At 68.2% G+C, this 21,167-nt stretch carries 23 protein-coding genes; 12 read left to right on the top strand and 11 right to left on the bottom strand.

Features of this window, described 5'->3' with window-relative positions:
* Nucleotides 1-324: hypothetical protein (locus ABDV68_RS07100; protein ID WP_343519056.1), on the top strand; the 324-nt coding region annotated here is incomplete at its 5' end.
* A 92-nt stretch (nucleotides 325-416) separates the two neighbouring features.
* Here the strand turns inward: ABDV68_RS07100 and ABDV68_RS07095 are convergent.
* Both ABDV68_RS07095 and ABDV68_RS07090 read right to left on the bottom strand, forming a co-directional pair.
* Complete coding sequence (locus ABDV68_RS07095; RefSeq protein ID WP_343519054.1) at nucleotides 417-893, bottom strand: DUF2846 domain-containing protein; 477 nt, start codon at nucleotides 891-893, stop codon at nucleotides 417-419.
* Nucleotides 890-1,519: a hypothetical protein gene (locus ABDV68_RS07090; RefSeq protein ID WP_343519053.1), complete on the bottom strand. Its 630-nt coding sequence runs from the start codon at nucleotides 1,517-1,519 to the stop codon at nucleotides 890-892. The genes ABDV68_RS07095 and ABDV68_RS07090 overlap by 4 nt, the downstream gene beginning before the upstream one ends.
* A 244-nt stretch (nucleotides 1,520-1,763) precedes the next feature.
* On the opposite strand from ABDV68_RS07090, the gene ABDV68_RS07085 reads away from it, so the two are divergent.
* Together ABDV68_RS07085 and ABDV68_RS07080 are read left to right on the top strand one after the other, a co-directional pair.
* A complete protein-coding gene (locus tag ABDV68_RS07085; protein ID WP_343519058.1) occupies nucleotides 1,764-3,938 on the top strand; it encodes a TonB-dependent receptor in 2,175 nt (724 codons plus the stop codon).
* Between the two features lie 5 nt (nucleotides 3,939-3,943).
* Nucleotides 3,944-5,044, top strand: a complete 1,101-nt coding sequence (locus ABDV68_RS07080; protein WP_343519052.1) for a PepSY-associated TM helix domain-containing protein — start codon at nucleotides 3,944-3,946, stop codon at nucleotides 5,042-5,044.
* Here ABDV68_RS07080 and ABDV68_RS07075 read toward each other — a convergent pair.
* Nucleotides 5,041-5,499: a DUF805 domain-containing protein gene (locus ABDV68_RS07075; protein WP_343519051.1), complete on the bottom strand. Its 459-nt coding sequence runs from the start codon at nucleotides 5,497-5,499 to the stop codon at nucleotides 5,041-5,043. The two genes, ABDV68_RS07080 and ABDV68_RS07075, sit on opposite strands and share 4 nt — an antisense overlap.
* 10 nt (nucleotides 5,500-5,509) lie before the next feature.
* Nucleotides 5,510-7,018 carry a YifB family Mg chelatase-like AAA ATPase gene (locus tag ABDV68_RS07070; protein ID WP_343519050.1) on the bottom strand — a complete coding sequence of 503 codons (1,509 nt, stop codon included), beginning with the start codon at nucleotides 7,016-7,018 and terminating at the stop codon, nucleotides 5,510-5,512.
* A 126-nt stretch (nucleotides 7,019-7,144) separates the two neighbouring features.
* On the opposite strand from ABDV68_RS07070, the gene ABDV68_RS07065 reads away from it, so the two are divergent.
* From ABDV68_RS07065 to yihA, 6 genes are all read left to right on the top strand, one after another.
* Nucleotides 7,145-7,405, top strand: coding sequence for a hypothetical protein (locus ABDV68_RS07065; RefSeq protein ID WP_343519049.1), 261 nt, complete (start codon nucleotides 7,145-7,147; stop codon nucleotides 7,403-7,405).
* Nucleotides 7,406-7,507: 102 nt separating this feature from the next.
* On the top strand, nucleotides 7,508-7,642 hold the full coding sequence (rpmH, locus tag ABDV68_RS07060; protein WP_219239405.1) for a 50S ribosomal protein L34: 135 nt from the start codon (nucleotides 7,508-7,510) through the stop codon (nucleotides 7,640-7,642).
* A 26-nt stretch (nucleotides 7,643-7,668) separates the two neighbouring features.
* A complete protein-coding gene (rnpA, locus tag ABDV68_RS07055; RefSeq protein ID WP_343519048.1) occupies nucleotides 7,669-8,010 on the top strand; it encodes a ribonuclease P protein component in 342 nt (113 codons plus the stop codon).
* Nucleotides 8,007-8,219, top strand: a complete 213-nt coding sequence (gene yidD / locus ABDV68_RS07050) for a membrane protein insertion efficiency factor YidD (RefSeq protein WP_343519047.1) — start codon at nucleotides 8,007-8,009, stop codon at nucleotides 8,217-8,219. Before rnpA ends, yidD begins: the two co-directional genes overlap by 4 nt.
* 21 nt (nucleotides 8,220-8,240) lie before the next feature.
* On the top strand, nucleotides 8,241-9,986 hold the full coding sequence (gene yidC / locus ABDV68_RS07045) for a membrane protein insertase YidC (protein WP_343519045.1): 1,746 nt from the start codon (nucleotides 8,241-8,243) through the stop codon (nucleotides 9,984-9,986).
* A complete protein-coding gene (gene yihA / locus ABDV68_RS07040; RefSeq protein ID WP_343519044.1) occupies nucleotides 9,983-10,624 on the top strand; it encodes a ribosome biogenesis GTP-binding protein YihA/YsxC in 642 nt (213 codons plus the stop codon). The genes yidC and yihA overlap by 4 nt, the downstream gene beginning before the upstream one ends.
* 4 nt (nucleotides 10,625-10,628) lie before the next feature.
* Here yihA and ABDV68_RS07035 read toward each other — a convergent pair whose 3' ends face one another.
* The gene (locus ABDV68_RS07035) at nucleotides 10,629-11,723 is read right to left on the bottom strand and encodes an SGNH/GDSL hydrolase family protein (protein WP_343519043.1); all 1,095 of its coding nucleotides are present in this window, start codon (nucleotides 11,721-11,723) and stop codon (nucleotides 10,629-10,631) included.
* A 68-nt stretch (nucleotides 11,724-11,791) separates the two neighbouring features.
* Nucleotides 11,792-13,714, bottom strand: a complete 1,923-nt coding sequence (locus ABDV68_RS07030; RefSeq protein ID WP_343519042.1) for a S9 family peptidase — start codon at nucleotides 13,712-13,714, stop codon at nucleotides 11,792-11,794.
* Nucleotides 13,715-13,816: 102 nt separating this feature from the next.
* On the opposite strand from ABDV68_RS07030, the gene ABDV68_RS07025 reads away from it, so the two are divergent.
* Nucleotides 13,817-14,485: a glutathione S-transferase family protein gene (locus ABDV68_RS07025; RefSeq protein ID WP_343519040.1), complete on the top strand. Its 669-nt coding sequence runs from the start codon at nucleotides 13,817-13,819 to the stop codon at nucleotides 14,483-14,485.
* Here ABDV68_RS07025 and ABDV68_RS07020 read toward each other — a convergent pair whose 3' ends face one another.
* Nucleotides 14,486-14,953: a cupin domain-containing protein gene (locus tag ABDV68_RS07020; RefSeq protein WP_343519039.1), complete on the bottom strand. Its 468-nt coding sequence runs from the start codon at nucleotides 14,951-14,953 to the stop codon at nucleotides 14,486-14,488. It lies immediately after the preceding gene.
* Between ABDV68_RS07020 and dapE the strand changes: the two genes are divergently transcribed.
* On the top strand, nucleotides 14,953-16,104 hold the full coding sequence (gene dapE / locus ABDV68_RS07015; protein WP_343519038.1) for a succinyl-diaminopimelate desuccinylase: 1,152 nt from the start codon (nucleotides 14,953-14,955) through the stop codon (nucleotides 16,102-16,104). The genes ABDV68_RS07020 and dapE overlap by 1 nt on opposite strands.
* Here the strand turns inward: dapE and ABDV68_RS07010 are convergent.
* From ABDV68_RS07010 to ABDV68_RS06995, 4 genes are all read right to left on the bottom strand, one after another.
* Complete coding sequence (locus tag ABDV68_RS07010) at nucleotides 16,101-17,786, bottom strand: EAL domain-containing protein (protein ID WP_343519037.1); 1,686 nt, start codon at nucleotides 17,784-17,786, stop codon at nucleotides 16,101-16,103. The genes dapE and ABDV68_RS07010 overlap by 4 nt on opposite strands.
* 75 nt (nucleotides 17,787-17,861) lie before the next feature.
* Entirely contained in the window at nucleotides 17,862-18,434 is a 573-nt protein-coding gene (locus ABDV68_RS07005) for a Smr/MutS family protein (RefSeq protein WP_343519035.1), read from the bottom strand.
* A 2-nt stretch (nucleotides 18,435-18,436) separates the two neighbouring features.
* Nucleotides 18,437-19,672: a murein transglycosylase A gene (locus tag ABDV68_RS07000; RefSeq protein WP_343519033.1), complete on the bottom strand. Its 1,236-nt coding sequence runs from the start codon at nucleotides 19,670-19,672 to the stop codon at nucleotides 18,437-18,439.
* Nucleotides 19,673-19,681: 9 nt separating this feature from the next.
* Nucleotides 19,682-20,329 (bottom strand): Tim44/TimA family putative adaptor protein, encoded by a 648-nt coding sequence (locus ABDV68_RS06995; RefSeq protein WP_343519057.1) that lies wholly within the window; start codon nucleotides 20,327-20,329, stop codon nucleotides 19,682-19,684.
* Between the two features lie 185 nt (nucleotides 20,330-20,514).
* Here ABDV68_RS06995 and secB point away from each other — a divergent pair, with 185 nt between their 5' ends.
* The gene (secB, locus tag ABDV68_RS06990) at nucleotides 20,515-21,027 is read left to right on the top strand and encodes a protein-export chaperone SecB (protein WP_343519031.1); all 513 of its coding nucleotides are present in this window, start codon (nucleotides 20,515-20,517) and stop codon (nucleotides 21,025-21,027) included.
* The last annotated feature ends 140 nt before the right edge of the window (nucleotides 21,028-21,167 follow it).

Genomic DNA, 21,167 nt, shown 5'->3' with positions numbered 1-21,167 from the left:
GAGGCCGCGGTCCAGGGCAAGCAGGACACGCTGATCGGCCTCAAGGAGAACGTGATCGTGGGCCGTCTCATCCCCGCCGGCACCGGCGCGGGCATGAACCGGATGCGCATCGCGGCGACCAGCCGCGACGCCGCGCTCCGCGCTCAGCAGCGCAAGCTGCAGGAAGCGCTGATCGCGCCGAACTCGGCCGCCGAAGAGCATGCCGCCGAGCTGGCGCAGGACCCGGTCGACGCGATGGTCACCAGCGACGCGCTCGAGAAGGTCGAAGTCTCGGGCGACGGCAGCGACGAAGCCGCCGGCGACTATCTGAACGAGAGCGAGTGATCGCGCTCGTCAGCGGTCCGCGCTGACACGAAACAAGCCGCCGTCCGCGATGCCGGACGGCGGCTCTTTGTTGGGTGGATGCGGATCCCGGCTTACTCGCCGCCGCCTGTGGCCCCGCCCTTTGGCTGCCACATCTTCAACTTCTTCGCGCGTTCGGCAAAGGTCGCACGATCGGACGGCGAGAGGTTGGCGCGCCCGCCTGCAATGCCCATGCCGATATTGCAGCGAACGAAGTAGGTTTCCCCTTCCTCGATCTCGAGCGCGATCTCGTCGCGGGCCTCGCCCTCATAGTGATAGACGTGCTTGCCGGGCGTTGCTTGCACCACATAGAATTTACCCGACCCGAGGCGTGCAATCTGTGCTTCGCCCTCGCGGACGGTGCAGCCCATCGCGGCGCCGACGAGCGAGCCGGGGCGGAAGAACACGACTTGCCCCTTGCCCGCTTCGGGTGCGCCGAGCGGCCCCGATTTGGTCACCAGCGGCGCCTCCTCAATCGGCATCGCGATCGCGGCGCCCAGCGGCAGCGCGGCACTCAGGGCCAATGCCGCAGCGACTTGCTTCACCTTCATGATTCCCCCTCCTTCATGACAGCCTCGCCACAAGCGGCGACGGCATCCTCACTAAGCTCGACATCCGCCTTGACCTGCGCGGTGGCACGCGCACCGGCCGGAACCTCCATCTGCCCGCCCTTGATCAGGAACGCGACGACGGTTCCGACCCCGGCGATCGGCGTGAAGACCGAAGCCCCGGCGGCGGCGGAGTTCACCGCAGCCGCGGATTTGCTGCGATCGTCTCCGGCGGCCGCAAACTTGAAGCGGCCAAGCGGGACATCCACCGTTCCGCAACGCAGGAAACGCGCCGCGAGGATCAACTCGCCGGCCTTCCCTGCAAAGCCGGCCTTGCGCGCATGGATGATCTCCCCCTCGCCGCGCGCGCCGGCCGGCAACAGCGTTCCGCCACCTCCCGCAGCGATCGGTTGGACGAGGCGGATCGCGAAGCGCTGACCCGGAACCGCGGTCTTCGAGCTCAGCGCCTCGGTGATCTCGATATCGACGATCGTGCTCGCCGCGATCCGCACGGCGCCGGCAGCGGCGTCCGCGCGCGCCGGCGTGCCGGCCGCGGCAGGTTCCACCTGCTGGCTCGAAGCGCTCACCAGCAGCACCGCGATTCCCGCGGTCCAGATCAATGCGGCCATGACGTCCCCCAACGATCCAATGGCTATCGTCAGGAATCGCCGGGTTCAACGCGAATCTGATCGCGATCCCCGCCGCGGCTATTGCAACTTGTTTGCATTACCTGGGCACCACTGTTAGCGGGCGCGGCAAAGGGAGATTCCAATGATCCGTCGCCTGCGTTCGCCTCTACCCCTCGTCGCGCTGGTCTGGCTCGCGCCCGTCGCCGCGCATGCCGAGGAAGCGGTAGCCGCCGCGGAGACCGAAATGCCGGCCGAGTCGGAGGACGAGGGTCAGGTCGTCATCACCGCCGCGCGCACCGCTCTGCCCGCGAACGCGCTGCCGCTCACCATCGACGTGATCGACAAGACGACACTCGACCAGCAGATCGCGATCGCCGGCTCGGTCACCGATGCGGTCGCGACCCTCACTCCGTCATTCTCCCCCACGCGCCAGAAGCTGTCGGGCGCGGGCGAGACACTGCGCGGCCGCTCGCCACTCTACGCGATCAATGGCATCCCCCAGTCGACGCCGCTGCGCGACGGCAGCCGCGACGGCTTCACCATCGACGGCTTCTTCGTCGACCGGGTCGAGGTGATCTACGGCTCGAACGCGCTGCAGGGGATCGGCGGCACCGGCGGCATCGTCAACCAGGTCACCGCGGGCGCGCCCAGGCGCGAGGGGCTGTCAGGCCGCGTGCTGCTGCAGGGCACCGCGAGCAACGATTTCGACGAAGCTGGCTTCGGCGCCAAGGCGGCTGGCCTCGTTCAGTACAAGGCGGGACGGTTCGACGCCTCGGTCGGCGCGGCCTATGAGGATCGCGGGCTCTATTATGATGCCGAGGGTCGCCCGGTGGGGATCAACCTCACCCAGGGCGAGACGATGGATTCGGAGGCGATCTCGCTGTTCGGACGCTTCGGCTATGCGCTCTCGGACAGCGCCCGGCTCGACCTGATCCTCTCGCGCTTCGAGATCGAGAGCAATCACCGCTACGTGCCGGTGGCTGGCATCCGCCGCCCGCTGAACAGCCGGCTCGCCGACGTGCCGACCAGCACGACACGCGGCACGCCGCCGCTCAAGCCCGCCGCCAATCTCGCCGAGAGCGCGGCGCTGTCGCTCACCGACAGCGACCTGTGGGGCGGCAACTTCGTCAGCCAGGTCTTCGTGAGCCGCACCCGCGACACGTTCGGCGCGGACGTCACCCCGCAGATCAGCCAGCAAGATCCGGCGATCGCCCCGATCGGCACGCTGTTCGACCAGACCGAGAACCGCTCGCGCAAGATCGGCGCGAAGCTGAGCTACGAGCGCGCGATCCCCGGCTTCGAGGCACTGATCGCGACGATCGGCTTCGACGCGCTGTTCGATCGCACCGAGCAGCGGCTGATCGCGACCGACCGCACCTATGTCCCGCCGACCGACTTCCGCAGCCTCGCGCCGTTCGGCCAGCTCAACCTCAAGCTGTTCGACGGCCTGCTCCGCCTCGCCGGCGGCGCGCGGTGGGAAAATGTCCAGATCAAGGTCGGCGACTATCACTCGATCGCCTCGACCACCTTCGTCCCCTGCACCACCCCGCCAGCGGCGCCGGTCACGCCGTGCGGCAACTCGACCTATGGCGGAGTCGACGTTGCCGGCGGCAAGCCGACCTTCGAGGATGTCCTCCTCAACGGCGGCGTCATCATCGAGCCGCTCGAGGGCATCCGCGCCTATGCGAGTTATGCCGAGGGCTACACGGTCCCGGATGTCGGCCGCATCACCCGCGCGATCGGCACGCCCGGCGTGGACATCGACAATTTCCTCGACATCGAGCCGATCGTCTCGAACAACCGCGAGATCGGCGTCGAGGTGAAGCGCGGCCCGATCGATGCCAGCGCCACTTATTTCTGGTCATCGAGCGACAAGGGCCAGCTGCTGGTGCAGGGCATCGACCGGGTGTTCGACGTGCAGCGGCTGCGTATCGAGCTCGAGGGCCTCGAGCTCAACCTGCGCGTATCGACGCCGGTCGAGGGGCTGAAATTCGGCCTGGGCTATGCGCACATCAAGGGCAGGTCGGACAGCGACGCCACCCGTGGTGCGCCCGACGGGATCGTCGATACCGATCTCGACGGCGTCAACATCTCGCCCGATCGTGTCAACCTGATGGCGAGCTTCGATCGCGGTCCGCTGTCGATACTGGTGCAGTCGCAATTCTATCTGTCGCGCACCTTCCACTCCGACAAGGTGCAGCAGCCCGACCAACGCAATAATTTCGGCGGATACAACGTCACCGACGCCACGGTACGCTACGACACCGGTGCGCTTGGCGGCATCCGCCTCAGCGTTCAGAATCTGCTCAACGCGCAATATATCGACTATTCGAGCGACACCCGCCTGCCGACCGACAATCTCGCGATCTTCGCCGGCCGTGGGCGGACCTTCACGCTCGGCTGGGACTATCGGTTCTAAGCGGCATGATGCGCTGGATCGACCTGCTCCACCGCTGGACCGGCGGGATCATCGGACTGGTGCTCGGGCTGCTCGGCCTCACCGGCGCGATCCTCGCGTTCAAGACCTGGTGGCTGGCGTGGCTGCCGGGGGCGGGCGATGCGCAGCGCCAGGATATCGCCAGCCTCGCCGCCCAGGTCGATGCGGCGATGGCGGCGCCGGGCGGTCCGCCGCAGTCGATCCTGTTCCCGACGCACGACTTCGGCCTCGCCCGTCTCAGCCGCGGCGGGGACGCCGGCGCCTATGCCGACCAGTCGGGCCGGATCGTCGCCGAATGGACCAGCACCTGGGACCGGGTCGAGCTGTGGCTGTTCGACTTCCATCACCACCTGTTCTTCGGCGATGCCGGTGAGACCGTGGCGGGGATCGCGGCGCTGATTGGCCTGCTGTTCGTCATCACCGGCGCGATCCTGTGGTGGCGGCTGCGCAAGACCTTCAAGTTGCGGCTGATCCCCAAGCGGATGAGCCGCCCGGCGATCGTCACCCATCACCGCGACATCGGCGTGGTCTTCGCACCGCTGCTGTTCCTGTCGATGACGACCGGCATGCTGATGGTGCTGAAGCCAATCACCACCGCGATCTTCGCGCCGGTTACGGGCCTGACCGCCCCGTTCGAGGCGCCCAAGGTCGAGGGCGGTCCGCTCGCCGCGCAGCTCGACTGGGCGGCGATGTTCGCGGCGGCGCGCGCGCAATATCCCGGGGCCGAGGTCCGTCTGGTCTCGCTCCCGCGCAAGTCCGGCGGTCTGATCCTGATGCGGCTGCGCCAGCCGCCTGAATGGCTGCCCAATGGCCGCACGCTCGTCTGGTTCCGTCCGGAGAACGGCGCGCTGGTCGACAGCCGCAACGTCCAGGCGATGCCGGCGGGCATCCGCGCCTACAACGCGCTCTATCCGCTCCATGCGGGCAAGGTCGGCGGTATCCTTTGGAAGCTGGTCATCGCTTCCACCGGGCTGGTGCTGGCGATGCTCGGCAGCTTCGCGGTGTGGACCTTCTGGTTCAAGCGGCCCAGGTCCCGCGCCCGGCCCGCCCGGCCGACCCCCGTCGCGGCGGAATCGCGGCGCGACTAGCTGAACACGGCCTCGAGATCGGCGTCGGGGTTGCGCGGGTCCGCGCCGAAGCGGTTCGGCCCGCGAGTCCCCTTCCACGCAAGCAGGACGAGAAGTGCAAGGGGTCCGAGGAATACCGAGACCCCGATCGCGAGCGACATCACGTCGTGCGTCTCGGCGCCGAGAGGGATCGCGATCAGGGCGAGAAAAATGGCCGTGAAGGGTAGCAACACCCACCAGCCGGTCCGGTTGGCGTCATGCAGCCGCCGCACCGTGACCGCGAGGGCGGGAACCAGGGTGACGAAAATGAACACGCCGCGCAGCGGGCCGTTGTCCATTAGGAGCAGTTGGCTGTCGACCGTGCGGAGCGACCACAGCACAGCCAGCCAGAGCGGCAGGAATGTCCAGAACTCGGTGCGGATCGAGCGACCGGTAAAGTCGAAATAGCGTCGATAGGGCGTCAGAACCCAGCGCATCACCTTCCCCTCAGCTCCGCGGCGCCTGCCGCCGATAGCTCAGCGCCTCGGCGACATGGATCCGGCCGACGGTCTCCGCGCCGGCCAGATCGGCGATGGTCCGCGCGACCCGCAGCACACGCGTATAGCCGCGCGCCGACATGCGCATCGCCTCCGCCGCCTGCGCCAGCAGCTTGCGGCCCGGCTCGTCGGGTGTCGCCGCGGCATCAAGCACCGGCCCGTCGGCCTCGGCATTGGTGCGGGCGTCGGTGTCGCGGTAGCGCATGCGCTGCACGGCGCGCGCGGCCGCCACGCGCGCACCGACCTCGGCCGAACCCTCGGCAGGCGGCGGCAGCACCAGATCGGCGGCGGTCACCGGCTGCACCTCGACATGCAGGTCGATGCGATCCAGCAGCGGCCCGGAGACCTTCGCCTGATAGTCCGCGGCACATCGCGGCGCTCGTGCGCACGCCAGCGCCGGATCGCCGAGATGGCCGCAGCGGCACGGGTTCATCGCCGCGACCAGCTGCACGCGCGCCGGAAAGGTGACATGGGCATTGGCGCGCGCGACGCTGACCGTTCCGCTCTCGAGCGGCTGGCGCAGTGAATCGAGCACCGCACGCTGGAACTCAGGCAGCTCGTCGAGGAACAGCACGCCGAGATGCGCCATGCTCACTTCGCCGGGCTTGACCTTGAGCCCGCCGCCGGTGAGCGCGGCCATCGAGGCGGAGTGGTGCGGCGAGCGGAACGGCCGCGCCCGTGTCAGCCGCCCGCCCTGCAGTGTCCCGGCGACGCTGGCGACCATCGACACCTCGAGCGCCTCCGACGCGTCGAGCGGCGGCAAGATGCCCGGCAGACAGCTCGCCATCAGCGACTTGCCTGCGCCCGGCGGCCCCACCATCAGCAGATTGTGCCCGCCCGCCGCCGCGATCTCGAGCGCGCGCTTGGCGGTCTCCTGGCCCTTCACCTGGCGCAGGTCGGGGCCGTGCGCCGCCTCCTCCGCCTCGCCCGCGGGCGGCGCGCCGAGCAGTTGCTGGCCCTTGAAGTGATTGATCAGGCCGATCAGGTCGGGCGCTGCGATCACGCCCGTGGTTCCCGCCCAGGCCGCCTCCGGTCCCTGCGCGACCGGACAGACCAGGCCCTTGCCGATCTCCGCCGCGTGCAGCGCCGCGAGCAGCACGCCGGGCGACGGTGCGATGCGCCCGTCGAGCCCGAGTTCACCGACGAACACATGTTCGCTCAACGCCTCGGCATCGACCACTCCCATCGCGCCGAGCAGCGCCAGCGCGATCGGCAGGTCGAAATGCGATCCCTCCTTGGGCAGGTCGGCGGGCGACAGGTTGAGGATCACGCGCTTGGGCGGCAATGCGAGGCCGATCGCCGCCATCGCCGCGCGCACCCGCTCGCGACTCTCTGCCACCGCCTTGTCGGGCAGCCCAACGACGACGAAATTGGGCAGACCGGGGACGAGGTTGCACTGCACCTCCACGGCGCGCGCCTCCAGCCCCAGATACGCAACCGTGGATACGCTCGCGACCATATGCCCCCCATTTGTTCGCCTGGTTGTAGCGGCTTTTCGGCGGCAGGGAACGGTTGATCGCGCCGCCGTCTTGTATCGGCAATACACGCTCCCCACGTCGGTTGCATGCGACGCAAGCCACACCCGATGGTTCGTATCGCCCTGCTGGTGACGGGGTTGGTCCTGCTCGCCGCCGCCCCGCTGGTCGGCGTGGTGCCGGGCCCGGGCGGGGTGTTCTTCGCCGCCGCGGGGATCGTCCTGATCCTGCGCAACTCGCGCTGGGCGCGGCGCCGCTTCGTTCGCCTGAAGGCGCAATGGCCTCGCGCGGGCGACTTCATCGACCGCATCCTGATCCGCGGCAGCGCGAAACGCCGCCGCCAGCGCGCGAAAGAGGTTGCGGCGAATTGACTTCGCGCCATTTGACTTCTGGGCAAGCTTTGGCTAACGGCGCACCTCACAAGGTCGCCCCTGTGGCGGCCCTTTTAGTTTCTAGATTTCAGGGAATGAGCGATGAAGCGGACCTTTCAGCCGAGCAACCTGGTGCGAGCGCGCCGGCACGGCTTCCGCGCGCGCATGGCGACTCCGGGCGGCCGCAAGGTGATTCGCGCCCGCCGCGCCCGCGGCCGCAACAAGCTGAGCGCCTGAACCCGTCGCCAGCTTCGCTGGCGGATGTGGAAGGCGCCCCCCTCGCGCGGCTGACGCTGCGCAAGGATTATCTCGCCGCCAACGCCGGCAAGCGCGCGCCAACGCCCGGGTTCGTGCTGCTCGTCCGTGCGCGCGGCGACGACGACGCGACGATGCGAATCGGCATCACCGTCTCCAAGAAGGTCGGTAACGCCGTCGTGCGCAACCGCATGAAGCGTCGCTTCCGCGAGCTCGCCCGCGCGATCCTGCCCGCAGAGGGCGTGCCCGGCGCCGACCATGTGCTGATCGGCCGCAATTCGGGGATCGAACGCGATTTCGCCGCGCTCAAATCCGACCTCAGCAAGGCATTGGGCAAGATCAAGCAATGATCGCCCGCCTCCTCATCCTGATCGCGCGCGGCTGGCAGATCGGCCCGTCGCGCATCCTGCCGCCCAGCTGCCGCTACGCGCCGAGCTGTTCGGCCTATGCAATCGAGGCACTCTCCCGCTATGGCGCGCTCAAGGGCGGATGGCTCGCGTGTCGGCGCATCCTTCGCTGCCATCCGTGGGGTGGGCACGGCTATGATCCCGTGCCCTGATTTCCTGAACCGGGGACTGACGTGAAAGACGACCAGAAGAATTTCCTGCTCTTCGCCGTGCTCGCCGCGCTGCTGCTGTTCGGGTGGCCGATGGTCCAGGAACGCGTGTTCCCCACGGCCAATCCCCCCGCGACTCAGGTGAAGGGCGGCAAGACCGAGGTCGTTCAGAACCCTGGCGCCGATCCCGCGGCCGACAGCCCCGCCGCGGTCCGCGACCGCAAGATTGTGCTTGCCGAGACCCCGCGTGTCGCGATCGAGACCCCCACTGTGCGCGGCTCGATCAACCTCAAGGGCGCGCGCATCGACGACCTCGTGATGGTCAAGCACAAGGAGACGATCGCGCCGAACAGCGATCCGATCCGCCTGCTTTCGCCGTCGGGCACGAAGGACGCCTATTTCGCCGGCTTCGGCTGGTCGGGCGAGGGCATCAACGCGCCCAGCCCCGACACGGTGTGGCACGCGAGCGGCAACCGCCTCACCCCCGCCACGCCCGTGAAGCTCACCGCCACCAACGGCACGCAGCGCTTCATCATCGAGCTTTCGGTGGATGACGGCTACATGTTCACGATCCGCCAGCGCGTCGCCAATCTCGGCGACAAGCCGATCGGCGTCGCCGGCTATGGCTATCTCTACCGCTACGGCCCGGGCAAGGACCACGACACCTGGACGATCCATGCGGGCCCGGTCGCCTCGTACAACGGCGCGGTCGACTACGACGTCAACTACGACACGGTGGCGAAGCCCGACGCGCAGACCCGCTTCAACGCCACCGGCGGCTGGATCGGCTATACCGACATCTACTGGCTCACCGCGCTCGTGCCCGACCAGGGCATGGCGACCGAGCTGCAGTTCCGTCCGGCCGCCGGCACCGCGACCCAGGCGCAGTTCGCGCCCACCACCACGCGCCAGGTCGGCCCCGGCCAGATGGTCACCCAGACCTCGCGCTTCTTCGCGGGTGCGAAGGACATCAACCTGCTCGATCACTATGAGGAACAGGGCGGCATCCGCCAGTTCGGCAAGGCGATCGACTGGGGCTGGTTCGAGGTGTTCGAGAAGCCGATCTTCCATTACCTCCACTGGCTGTTCCGGATGGTCGGCAATTTCGGCCTCGCGATCATCCTGCTGACGCTCACCGTCCGCCTGCTGCTGTTCCCAATCGCGCAGCGCCAGTTCGCGTCGATGGCCTCGATGCGCGCGGTGCAGCCCAAGATGAAGGCGCTGCAGGAGCGCTACAAGGACGATAAGCCGCGCCTGCAGCAGGAGATGATGAAGCTGTACAAGGACGAGAAGGTCAACCCGGTCGCGGGCTGCCTCCCCACCCTGCTGCAGATCCCGATTCTCTACGCGCTGTACAAGGTGCTGATGCTCTCGATCGAGATGCGCCACCAGCCCTTCATCCTGTGGATCAAGGACCTCTCCGCGCCCGATCCGCTGCACGTGCTCAACCTGTTCGGGCTGCTCGACTTCAACCCGCCGGCATTCCTCGCGATCGGCGTGCTGCCGATCCTGCTCGGCATTTCGATGTGGGCGCAGTTCAAGCTCAACCCGGCGCCAATGGACGAGACGCAGAAGCAGGTCTTCGCGATCATGCCGTGGGTGCTGATGTTCGTGATGGCGCCGTTCGCGGCGGGTCTCCAGCTCTACTGGATCACTTCGAACCTGCTCACCATCGCACAGCAGAAGCTGCTCTACATGCGCCACCCCTCGCTCAAGGAGCCGGTGCCCGCGGTCGTCAGCGGCGGCAACGGGAAGCCCGCGAAGAAGTGACGAATTTCGAACCCGAAGCGATCGAGGCCGCGCGGAAGACCTTCGCCGGCCCGGTTGCCTTCCTGAAATCCGCCCCCGCGCTCAACTTCCTGCCCGATCCGACCGTGCCGGAAGTGGCGTTCGCGGGGCGGTCGAACGTCGGCAAGTCGTCCCTGCTCAACGCGCTGACCGGCCGCAACGGCCTCGCGCGCACCTCGAATACCCCGGGGCGCACGCAGGAGCTCAACTTCTTCGACATCGGCGATCCGCTGAAGTTCCGCCTCGTCGACATGCCCGGCTACGGCTTCGCCAAGGCGCCCAAGGAGGTGGTCAGGAAGTGGCGCTTCCTGGTCAACGATTTCCTGCGCGGGCGCCATGTGCTCAAGCGCGTGCTGGTGCTGATCGACAGCCGCCACGGCATCAAGGAAGTCGACCGCGAGATCCTCGACATGCTCGACGCCGCGGCGGTGAGCTATCGCATCGTCCTGACCAAGGCCGACAAGATCAAGCCGTTCGAGCTCGCCGAAGTCACGGAGCGCACGATCGCCGAAGCGCGCAAGCGCCCCGCCGCGCATCCCGACATCCTCGCCACATCGAGCGAGAAGAGCGACGGCATCGCCGAGCTGCGCGCCGCGGTGCTCGAAGCGGTCAGCGTCTGACCGCCTACCAGTCGGCCAGGACGTAGTCCTCGATCTCGCTCGCCCACATGTCGCGCTTCAGGAGGTGCGGCACGATCAGCGAAAAATAGATGCGCTGCCCATAGACGTTCGGGTGGTGGAGGAAATCCGCGGTGAGGTGTGTGAACACCGGCGCCCCGGTGGGGGCCGCCTTGAGGAAAGCCGCCTGGACATCCACGAACGCCACCCCGCGCCCCTGCGCGACCAGCCTGATCGCGTCGTTGAAGGCGGCGGTACGCGCGGGATCCTCCAGCGCGTAAAGCGAGTTGCGCTGGAAGAAGCCCACCAGGATCACGCGCGCCCCCTCGGCCTTGAGGCGGCCCACGACGGTGTCGAGGTCGGCCCGGAACTGCGCCGCGTCCGCTCCGCCGCTCGTGTGGTCATTCATCCCATAGGCGATCACGACCGTGTCGGCGCGACGCGCGACCAGGTCGTCGAGCTGGCCGAGCGCACCGCCGACCACCGCGCCCGGCACCGAGACGTTCTCGACGGTCGAGCTTGGCCCCAGGAACTTGCGGATCAGCCCGCACCAGCTCTGCGAATCATTGCTGGCATAGAATTGCGCGATAGTGTGCGCCCCGGCGGCGATGCTGTCGCCCAGGCACAGCACCTTGCCGTTCGCCGCAGCGGGCGCAACGGCGCGCACCTGCCGGTCGCTGGTCAGCCCGTCGTAATCGACATAGACCGCGTGGTTGATCGTCAGCGGCGGATTGCGCGGATCGGCGACGAAGTCGAACCTGTCCCCGACCGAGCGGACATAGTTGTAGGTACCATAGTCCGGGACTCGCGAGCCCGGCGTCCGCGCGATCCCGGTCTCGGTCGCGACATAGTCGGTCGCGGCATAGTCGATCCGCCGGCCATCGATACCGAAGCCGTAGACCGCGCGCACCCGCGCGGCGCGATGCAGGAGGCTGGCCGGCGCCGTTCCGCTCAGCATCCGCGCCTCGCCGCGGATCGCCACGGTCGGCGGGGGCGTGGGTGTCGGCGTCGGGTTCATCACGGGCGGATCGGTCCGCGTGCCGCCGCTGCACGCCCCGGCGGCAAGCAGCAGCGCCGGGGCCAGCAAGATGCGCCGCTTCATTTGTCTCTCTTTGCTCCAGCCGGTCCCCGCCGCTGCCCTATCCGCCCCGACGGCGGCGACGCAACGGCTCAGGCCGGATTGTGTTGCTTGAGGAACGCCTCCAGCGTCTTCAGGAACTCCAGCCGGTCCTCGGTCCGGCTGAAATGGTGGTCGGCCTTGGGCTGGACGATATAGGTCACGTCCTTCCCCGCCGACTTGAGCTTCTGCGCCAGCACTTTCGACTGCACCGGCGGCACCACCCGGTCCTCGTCGCCATGCATCAGCAGCAGGGGAATCGAGAAATCGCCGGGGAAGTTGAGCGGCGATACGTTCTTGAGATCGGGCGCCTGCTTGCGCAGCCAGTCGCCGCGCGCGCCGGCATAGAGGAAATTGCCCTGGTATTTCAGCATGCGGTTGAGGTCCGACACACCGGCATAGGAGACCGCGCAACGGTATTTCTCCCCGTCGCGCTGCGCCGCCCGGATCGCGGCATAGCCGCCATAAGAGGCGCCGACCATGCACACCCGCGCCGGATCGGCGATACCGAGATCGGCCAGCGCCTTCACCGAATCGTCGAGGTCGTCCTGCATCGCCAGGCCCCACTGGCCCTCGCCCTTCTCGGTGAACGGGGTGCCATAGCCCGAGGAGCCGCGATAATTGGGCTGGATCACCGCATAGCCGCGATCGGCCAGGAACTGCGCCCACCAGTCCCAAGTCTCGCTGTCACGCGCGAACGGCCCGCCATGCGGCATTACGATCAGCGGCAATTTCTCCTTGCGTCCGGCCGGCAGCGTCAGCACCGCCGCGATCTCGAGCCCGTCGCGCGCCTTGTAGCGGATCGTGCGCACCGGATGCATGCGCTTCATCCGGATCGTCGGGTTGTTGAACCCCAGCGGTTCCATCGTCTTGTCGGCGGGCGCGAAGATATAATAGCCGCCCGGCGCGTCGGCGCCGCCGACCTGCACGATCGCGCGCGAGCGGTCGCGGCTGGTCGAGACGATGCGGGCCTGCGCACCCTTCACCAGCCCTGACACCGTCGCCTGCATCGCGATCATCTCGGGATCGGTCCAGCGAATCTCGGGCCGGTTCTCGTTCACCGCCACGCCCAGATAACCGAAACCCGTCGAGTCGGTCATGATGCCGCTGATGTCGTAGCCCTTGCTCGCGAAGAGCTGCTTGCCGCGTTCGAGCGTCTTGAGATCGAGCTCGTAGAGCGCGGAATAGCCGCCCTCGTCGTCGTCGATGATCAGCGCCTTGCTCGTGTCGCGCAGGAACAGCGCGGGCACCGTCAGCCGCTCGTCGCGCGTCTTGGCCTTGTCGATCGTGCGGAAGGTCATGCCTTGGCGATCGCGATAATGGACGCGGCGCGAGCGGCCGTCCTCGCTGATTCCGATTCCCATGCGCACCACGCCGTCGCCATCGGCATACCAGCTGGCCACGCCCGGCTTGCTCGGCACGATCGTGCGCCGCTTGCCGGTCGCGAGGTCGACCTCGTCCACTTGCGGCCAGAAGCCGGCGTCGTTGGTGTAGATCGAGGTCTGGTAGGCGACCATGACGCGCGCCGACCCGTCACGCGCGCTCCAGATGATGTCGCCGCCGCGCTGCGCTGCGTTGCGGGAGAGCTGGATGACCTTGCCGGTGACCACCGAATAGCCGAGCGCGCGCGTCACGTACCAGGTGTCGCCCGCCACCGGCACTTCCTGGCCGATGCCGACGACCAGCCATTCGTCATTGACCCAGCTCCACGAGTTGAGGTCGGCCTTGCCGGGGTTGAGCAATTTGGGCGGCCCGGCCGCGCCAAGCGTGAGGACCGCGAAGAGTTGCTTGCCGTCGACCGCGACCTTGCCCGCGACCCGCTTCCCGTCGGGGGAGATATCCGGGTCCTCGACCTGGGGGACCTCGGCGAACGCCTCGGTCGCCAGCGGTGCCCGCGCTGCCGGTGCGGCGGCTTGCGGCGACGCGGCCCCGACAAGCGCAAGCGATGCGACAGCCAACACGAAAATGCGCGACATTTACCTCTCCCCCGAGACGCCGGATCGTGTCGCCGATCGCGTTGTCCCGCAAGCGATTCGTCGACGGTTGCCCCCGCTCCGCCGCGCCGCTATCCCGCGCCCATGCTCAAGCTCATCATCGGCAACAAGGCCTATTCGTCCTGGTCCATGCGCGGCTGGCTCGCCTGCAAGCTGTCGGGCCTTCCGTTCGAGGAAGTGGTGGTGCCGCTCTATGACGAGGACTGGGACAAGCGCCGCGAGGGCGACGAGTTCGCGCCGTCCTCGGGCAAGGTGCCGATCCTGTGGGACGACGACGCGGTGGTATGGGACAGCCTCGCCATCGTCGAATATCTCAACGAGAAGTCGGGCGGCGACAAATTCTGGCCCGCCGATACCGCCGCGCGCGCGATGGCGCGGTCGATGGCTGCGGAGATGCATTCGGGCTTCGCGGCGCTGCGCCGCAAGCACAGCATGAACATCCGCCAGGTCTATCCGCCCAAGACTCCCGACGACGACGTGATGCAGGACATCCAGCGCATCATGGAGCTATGGGCCCAGGCGCGCGCGCGCTACGGCGGCGACGGCGAGTTCCTGTTCGGCCAATTCGGCGCCGCCGACGTGATGTTCGCGCCGGTCGTGACCCGCTTCGTCACCTATTCACTCCCGGTCGCGCGCTTCGCCCCGGCCTATATGACCGCGGTGCTCCAACACCCCTTCATGCAGGACTGGATCGCCGCCGCGCAGGAAGAGGAATGGGTGCTCGAGCAGTTCGAGCAGGCGCCGGTCGGCTGATCACTTCAGGCGCTTGGTCGGATAAGGCGAGCCGTCCTTGTGTTGATAGCCCTCGGGCGTGAAGCACATGTCGATGTCAGGATATTCGCCATGGTCGGCCGCGCGGTCGCCAGCGCTCACCGCGATGAACACGCAATCCGCGTCCGAACGATTCTGCAAATGGTGGCCGTTCCGGTCTCCCGCCGGAAAGACTGCGCAATCGCCAGGACGCATGATCGTTTCGCCCGAATCGTCGATCAGAACCGCCTCGCCCGCCAGCATCACCACGAACTCGTCCTCGATCGCATGCCAGTGGCGCTGCGACGACCAGGCGCCGGGTTTGAGGGTGACGTGGCTGACGCCCATCTTGCTCAGACCGCCGACTGGCGCCAGCCGACGATACCAGCGGCCTTGAACGGCCTGGTCAAAGGGATCCGGATAGCCGGTCGCATTGGTCTGCGGGATTGTATCGAGGTCGAGCTTGGGCAATGGAGCCTCCAGAGATAGCGGAGACAATCTTGCCCGACGTCGTCGAACTGACCAAGGCCCTGATCGCCGCGGAGAGCATCACCCCGGCGCGCGGCGCGGTGTTCGATGTGCTCGAAGCTGCGCTGCTCCCGCTCGGCTTCGCGATCGACCGCTTCGTGGCGGGCGAAGCGCCCGATGGCCCGGTCGAGAACCTGCTCGCGGTGCGCATCGCCGGGCCGGGACCGCATTTCGCCTTTGCCGGGCATCTCGATGTGGTCCCTCCGGGCAATGGCTGGGCCTCCGATGCCTTCGCGCCCGAGGTCCGTGGCGGCCTGCTCTACGGCCGCGGCGCGGTCGACATGAAGGGCTCGATCGCCGCCTTCGCCGCGGCTGTGGCCAATCTCCCCGCCTCCGGCACGGTCAGCCTGATCATCACTGGCGACGAGGAAGGTCCGGCGACCTACGGCACGCTCGCGCTGATGGAGCGCATGGCCGAGGCCGGCATCCGTCCCGACCTCTGCCTCGTCGGCGAGCCGACCTCTGCCCATCGCCTCGGCGACACGATCAAGATCGGCCGCCGCGGCTCGACCGTGATCGATATCGAGGTGCCGGGGCGCCAGGGCCATGTCGCCTACCCGCATCTCGCCGACAACCCGATCGCGCGCCTCGTCCGAGCGCTCGCCGAGATCGACGCGATCGTGCTCGACGAGGGTACCGACTGGTTCCAGCCTTCGAACATCGAGGTGATCGACCTCGAAGTCGGCAATCCCGCGACCAACGTCATCCCGGGCAAGGCCTCGGCACGTCTCTCGATCCGCTTCAACGATCTGCATCGCGGCCCCGACCTGGTCGAGCGGATCGAGCGCATCGTCCACGCGCACGCTCCCGCCGCGCACGTTCGCGGCCGCGTCTATGGCGAGGCATTCCTGACCGAGCCGGGCGCGTTTTCGACGCTGATCGGCGACGCGATCGAGGCCGAGACCGGCATCCGTCCGGAGCTGTCGACCAGCGGCGGCACCTCGGACGCGCGCTTCCTGTCGCGGATCTGCCCGGTGGTCGAGTTCGGCCTGCTCAACGCGACGATGCACAAGCTCGATGAGGCGGTCGCGCTCGACGACCTGCACAAGCTGACCGCGATCTACGTAAACCTGCTGTTGCGCGTGTTCGCCTAACCGGCGATCCGCACGCTCTCGAGCTGCGGCGCGCGCTGCGCCCACAGGATGAACGCTTCCTCGACCATCGGCTGGGCGATGACATAGCCCTGCAGCACGTCGCAGCCGATCACGCGCAGCACGTCGAGCTGCGCCTGGGTCTCGATCCCCTCGGCGACGACTTCGCAGCCCAGGCCGTGGATCAGCCCGATCACCGCCTGCGCGATCGTCCGCGCCTCGCTGTTGGTCGCGACATTCTCGACCAGGCTGCGGTCGAGCTTGACCCGGTCGAGCGGCAGGTCGCGCAGCCGTGCGAGGTTCGAATAGCCGGTGCCGAAATCGTCGATCGCGATGCTCGCGCCGTCGGCGCGCAGCGCGGCGATCGCGTCGATCACCTCGCGCGAGCAGTGCATCGCCAGCGTCTCGGTGATCTCAAGCTCGAGCAGCCGCGCCGGCGCACTGGCGGCCTGCATCGCCTCGCGCAAGCGGCGGAAGAAGGTCGCATGGTCGAGCTGGCGCGGGCTGATGTTGACCGCCATTCGCTGCTCGACACCGAGCTTGCCCCAACGCGCGATCGTGTTGGCGACGCTCTCGACCACCCATTCTCCGATCTCGACGATCAGCCCGGTCTCCTCGGCGCGCCCGATGAAGCTGCCCGGCAGGCACAGGCCGCGCTCGGGATGCTCCCAGCGCAGCAAGGCCTCGGCCCCGACGATGCGCCCATCGGCGGCGCTGATCTGCGGCTGATAGACCAAGGTGAACTGGTCGCGCTCCACCGCACCGCGCAGGTCGGTCTCGAGTTGCGCGCGCTCGGCGATCTCGGCCGCGAGGCGCTCGCTGAAATGCTCGGCGCGCCCGCGGCCCTGCGCCTTGGCGTGGTACATGGCGGCGTCGGCGGCGCGCATCAGGTCGGTCAGCGTCGTGCCATGCTCGGGCCGCATCGCGATCCCGACCGAGGCGCCGATGCTCACTTCCTGGTCGGCGAGGTCGAACGGCTCGGACAGCGCGAACAGGATGCCGCGCCCGATCCGGTCGGCGTCGCGGATATTCGAGATCGCCGGGAAGAAGATCGTGAACTCGTCGCCCGACAGCCGGCCGATCAGCGGCTGGCGCATCTCGTCCTCGACCGCGAAGCGATCGGCGACAGCGCGCAACCGATTGGCGACCATGCCGAGCAGCTGGTCGCCGATCGCATGGCCGAGCGTGTCGTTGACGGCCTTGAAGCGGTCGAGGTCGATGAAGAACAGTGCCGCCATCGTCTCGGGCGGCAGCTCGGTCAGCACGCGTTCGCAGCTGCGCCGGAAATGGATTCGGTTGGGCAACGCCGTGACGGGATCGAACAGCGCCAGCCGCTGCACGCTCTCCAGGTTCGAGTGAAGCTGACGGAACAGACTCTCCATCGCGGTAGCCAGCGGCGGCACGCATTCGCCCACTTCGCGCGGGATTTCGCTTTCGAGGTCGCCATTGGCCGCGCTCGACAGCCGCACGATCGCCGCATCGATCGCCTCGGCGGTGGAGGCGATGGTCCGCTCGGCATAGGCCCAGCACATCGCCGCGCAGATGATCGCCGCCATCAGCGCGCTGCCGGCATGCTCGATCTCGAAGCTTCCGCCCGATGTCGCCGCGAGCGCCAGGATGAACACGAACGCTCCGGCGCAGATCGCAAAGACGATCGCGCGACTCTTGAGCGAAAACCCGTTCATCGCGGTTGCGTGGTCCCCCATGGTTTCCGCGGATGCGGCATGCGGCTCGGTATAGGTCCGAACTGGTTAAGAATTTTACGTGTTGAACGATCGTTGCCGCTTCAGAACGATGTAGAGCGCGCCTGCACCCCCGTGACGCGGATGCGCATTTCTCACCGCCGCGATGCGGTCGGCGTGGCGGGACGCGGCCAGCCAGTCGCCGATCGCCGCGCGAATCGCGCCCCGCGCGTGGGGCCGCTCCGATTCGGGACGCGGCGGCTTGCCGGTGATCAGCAGCAGCACGCGGTCCTGGCGCGCGATCGCCATCTCCAACCCGTAATCCAGCCGGGCATGCGCCGTGGCCAGCGTATGGCCGTGCAAGTCGATCGAGCTCTCGGGCGAGATCAACCCGCGCGACAGGCGGCGGTCCCAGCCCGCGTCGAGCGTGGCGGCCGCGGGCGGGACGGGCTTGGGCTTGGGTGCCGGAGCGGGCGGCACCCTGCCCTTCACGCGGTCTTGAGGCACGGCCTGCGCAGGGGCGGGCGGCCGAGGCTTCGGCGCCGGCGCGCTGGCGGGAACGGGCACTCGCTGGATCGGCGTGACCGTCGCGATCACGCGCGCCCACAGCGCCCGCTCCTCGGGCGTCATCACGCGTGGCGGCCTCGTCATATCTAGTCCGCGCCGTGGCGCGCGAGCGTTCCCTTGGGAAGCAGCAGCCATGCGGTGCCGCGCGCCGCCATGCCGCCGGCGATCGCGCGCGCCTCGTCGCCCGCGCCCCAGAAGGTGTCGAAGCGGTTGGCGCCCTTGATTGCGCCGCCCGTGTCCTGGGCGACCCAAATACCGGTCGCGTCCTGACGGTCCATCGACAGGAACACCGGCGCGCCCATCGGCACGAACTTGGGATCGGCGGCGACGCTGCCGCGCCCGGTCACCGGCAGCCCCATCGCACCGAGCGGGCCCGGCCCGGTCAGCTCGCGGAAGAAGACATAGCTCTTATTCTCGCGCATGATCGCGCGCCCCTGCTCGGGATTGGCGTGGAGATAGCCCATGATTCCCTGCATCGACGCCTGCCCTTTGGGCAGAATGCCGCGGTCGAGCATCAGCTTGCCGATCCCGGTATAGTCGCGCCCGTTCTGGCTGGCATAGCCGATCCGCATCACCCCGCCATCGGGCAGCCGCAGCCGTCCGGAGCCCTGGATCTGCAGGAAGAACAGCTCGACCGGGTCCGCCGCCCAGGCGATCTCGAGCCCACGCCCGGCGAGCGCGCCCTGCTCGATCGCGGTGCGGTCGTGATAGGGCACGAACTTGGTGCCATCGACTCGCCCGCGGATCGAGCGACCCTTGAGATTGTCCGAGAAGGTCCCGAGGTCGACGTCGATCAGGTCGGCCGGACGGCCATAGATCGGCGTCTCGTAGCCTGCCCGGCGCGTGCGCGACCCGGCGATTTCGGGCTCGTAATAGCCGGTGGCGAAGGCCTTGCCGTCGGCGATCTGCACCGCCTCGAAATGCCGCGCGAAGAATGCTGCGGCGCCATTCGCCTGCGTGGTCCGCGCCGCATCGCACGCCGCACGCCAGTCCTCGGCGCGGGTCAGGCCGCTCGTGTCGCTACGCTTGACCAGGCTCGGGCAGCTGATCCGGAATGCCTCGAGTGCACGCGTGGCGCCGGCGGAGGTCAGCGGGAGGCTGGCGATGTCGGGCCCGGCCAGTAGCCCGGCCGCGGCGGCCGTCGCGGTCGTCGTGGACGCGGCGGGCGCCGGGCGCGGCGCGAGCGGCGTCGCGGCGGTGGGCTGGCGGACGGGAACCGAGGAACGCGGCGGCGGTGCGGAACGCACCGGCTCCGGCCCCGAGGACAACGGCACGCAGCCACTAACCATCACGGCCAGCGCCGCTACCCCCCAAGCGCGCATCTCTACCCCTTAAGCTTCGTCGGTGTCGCTCAGCTTCCAGTTGGGATCGTCGCTGCGCAGATCGCGGCTGAACGTCCACACATCGTGCGTCTCGACCGCATCGGTCAGCGAGCCGGCGATGACATTGCCGTCCTTGTCGCGCGTCACCGCAGCGATATCGGCGTCGAAGCGCATCGTGATGCGCGCCGTGCGGCCTTCGATCGCGATCTCGGCGATCGCCGCGCGCTCGATCGAGATCAGGCGGTTGTCGAGCGTCTCGCCCGCAGCCTCGCGCGCGTCGATCGCGGCGACGAAGCTGTCGCGCACCTCATCCTCGACCAGCCAGCCCAGCGTGTCGCGGTCGCCCTTCCAGAACGCCTCGAGGATCATCTTGTAGGCCGATTTGGCGCCTTCGACGAACTGGCCGACATCGAAGCTCGGGTCCGCCGCGACCAGCGCGCGCAGCCCGCCCTCGGCGCCCGCGTCGACCGCGCGCGGACCGGCGTCGCGGACCTCGGCCGGCATGTCGATCGTGCGCGGCATCGGCGGCGTCCCGACGCGCTCGTCGGCGGCGCGCGGCAGCGGCTGCTGCTCATGCCCGGTGCGCTTGCCCAGCACCGAATAGAGCCTCAGCGCCAGAAAGGCCGCGATCGCTGCGAACAATATGACCAGATACACTTGGGACACCTCGTTTCCACCTTTCACATAGGCAGGATACGCGCCCGATTCAAATATAGCATGAACGGCGCCACGATGAGTGCGCGCGCACGCCCGTTGAAACGCGTGATCGCCCCTGCTAGGCGCGACCGTCGTTCCAACGCGGATTGCCGCGACTTATATCCCAGACAGAAGGACTTTCGAACATGGACGAGCCGGAAAACGCAGCGCCGCAGGGTGAGCCGCTCGCGAACGGCGCCGACACCGCCCCCTCGGTGGGCGTGATCTCGCAATATGTTAAGGACTTCTCGTTCGAGAATCCCAACGCCCCGGCGATCTATCAGGTCCAGGGCCAGCCGCAGTTCGACGTCCAGTTCAATATCGGCTCGGCCGAGGTCGCGCAGGATGTGCACGAGGTGGTGCTCAAGATCGACGTGCGCGCCGAGACCGAGGGCCAGGTCGCGTTCGTCGTCGACCTCGCTTATGCCGGCCTCTTCGCGGTCCGCAACATCCCGGCCGAGCATCTCCAGCCGTTCCTGCTGGGCGAGGCGCCGCGCCTGCTCTTCCCGTTCGCGCGCCGCGTGCTGGCCGATGCCGTCCGCGACGGCGGCTTCCCGCCGCTGATGCTCGAGCCGATCGACTTCAACGGCCTCTACTATCAGCAGCTCGAGCAGCGTCAGGCCGAAGAAGGCGCCGCCGGGGAAGCCGGCCAGGCCTGAGCTTGGCGATCGGGCTACCCCTTTCTACCGTCATCCCCGCGAAGGCGGGGATCCATTGAAGCTGCCGGTGCGGCTCCTTCGAGACGTCGGCCAGAATGGATTCCCGCCTTCGCGGGAATGACGAACTAAGGGATAGCGGG

The organism is Sphingomonas sp., assembly GCF_039595165.1.
GTDB lineage: Bacteria > Pseudomonadota > Alphaproteobacteria > Sphingomonadales > Sphingomonadaceae > Sphingomonas.
Note: the sequence above shows the minus strand (reverse complement) of the source record. Positions and strands in the feature narration are given on the sequence as shown.

Excerpts from the sequence above, each read along its gene's own strand:
- ABDV68_RS07095 (WP_343519054.1), bottom strand. The coding sequence starts at position 893 with ATGAAGGTGAAGCAAGTCGCTGCGGCATTGGCCCTGAGTGCCGCGCTG.
- ABDV68_RS07090 (WP_343519053.1), bottom strand. The coding sequence starts at position 1,519 with ATGGCCGCATTGATCTGGACCGCGGGAATCGCGGTGCTGCTGGTGAGC.
- ABDV68_RS07085 (WP_343519058.1), top strand. The coding sequence starts at position 1,764 with ATGCCGGCCGAGTCGGAGGACGAGGGTCAGGTCGTCATCACCGCCGCG.
- ABDV68_RS07080 (WP_343519052.1), top strand. The coding sequence starts at position 3,944 with ATGATGCGCTGGATCGACCTGCTCCACCGCTGGACCGGCGGGATCATC.
- ABDV68_RS07075 (WP_343519051.1), bottom strand. The coding sequence starts at position 5,499 with ATGCGCTGGGTTCTGACGCCCTATCGACGCTATTTCGACTTTACCGGT.
- ABDV68_RS07070 (WP_343519050.1), bottom strand. The coding sequence starts at position 7,018 with ATGGTCGCGAGCGTATCCACGGTTGCGTATCTGGGGCTGGAGGCGCGC.
- ABDV68_RS07065 (WP_343519049.1), top strand. The coding sequence starts at position 7,145 with ATGGTTCGTATCGCCCTGCTGGTGACGGGGTTGGTCCTGCTCGCCGCC.
- rpmH (WP_219239405.1), top strand. The coding sequence starts at position 7,508 with ATGAAGCGGACCTTTCAGCCGAGCAACCTGGTGCGAGCGCGCCGGCAC.
- yidD (WP_343519047.1), top strand. The coding sequence starts at position 8,007 with ATGATCGCCCGCCTCCTCATCCTGATCGCGCGCGGCTGGCAGATCGGC.
- ABDV68_RS07035 (WP_343519043.1), bottom strand. The coding sequence starts at position 11,723 with ATGAAGCGGCGCATCTTGCTGGCCCCGGCGCTGCTGCTTGCCGCCGGG.
- ABDV68_RS07030 (WP_343519042.1), bottom strand. The coding sequence starts at position 13,714 with ATGTCGCGCATTTTCGTGTTGGCTGTCGCATCGCTTGCGCTTGTCGGG.
- ABDV68_RS07025 (WP_343519040.1), top strand. The coding sequence starts at position 13,817 with ATGCTCAAGCTCATCATCGGCAACAAGGCCTATTCGTCCTGGTCCATG.
- dapE (WP_343519038.1), top strand. The coding sequence starts at position 14,953 with ATGGAGCCTCCAGAGATAGCGGAGACAATCTTGCCCGACGTCGTCGAA.
- ABDV68_RS07010 (WP_343519037.1), bottom strand. The coding sequence starts at position 17,786 with ATGAACGGGTTTTCGCTCAAGAGTCGCGCGATCGTCTTTGCGATCTGC.
- ABDV68_RS07005 (WP_343519035.1), bottom strand. The coding sequence starts at position 18,434 with ATGACGAGGCCGCCACGCGTGATGACGCCCGAGGAGCGGGCGCTGTGG.
- ABDV68_RS07000 (WP_343519033.1), bottom strand. The coding sequence starts at position 19,672 with ATGCGCGCTTGGGGGGTAGCGGCGCTGGCCGTGATGGTTAGTGGCTGC.
- secB (WP_343519031.1), top strand. The coding sequence starts at position 20,515 with ATGGACGAGCCGGAAAACGCAGCGCCGCAGGGTGAGCCGCTCGCGAAC.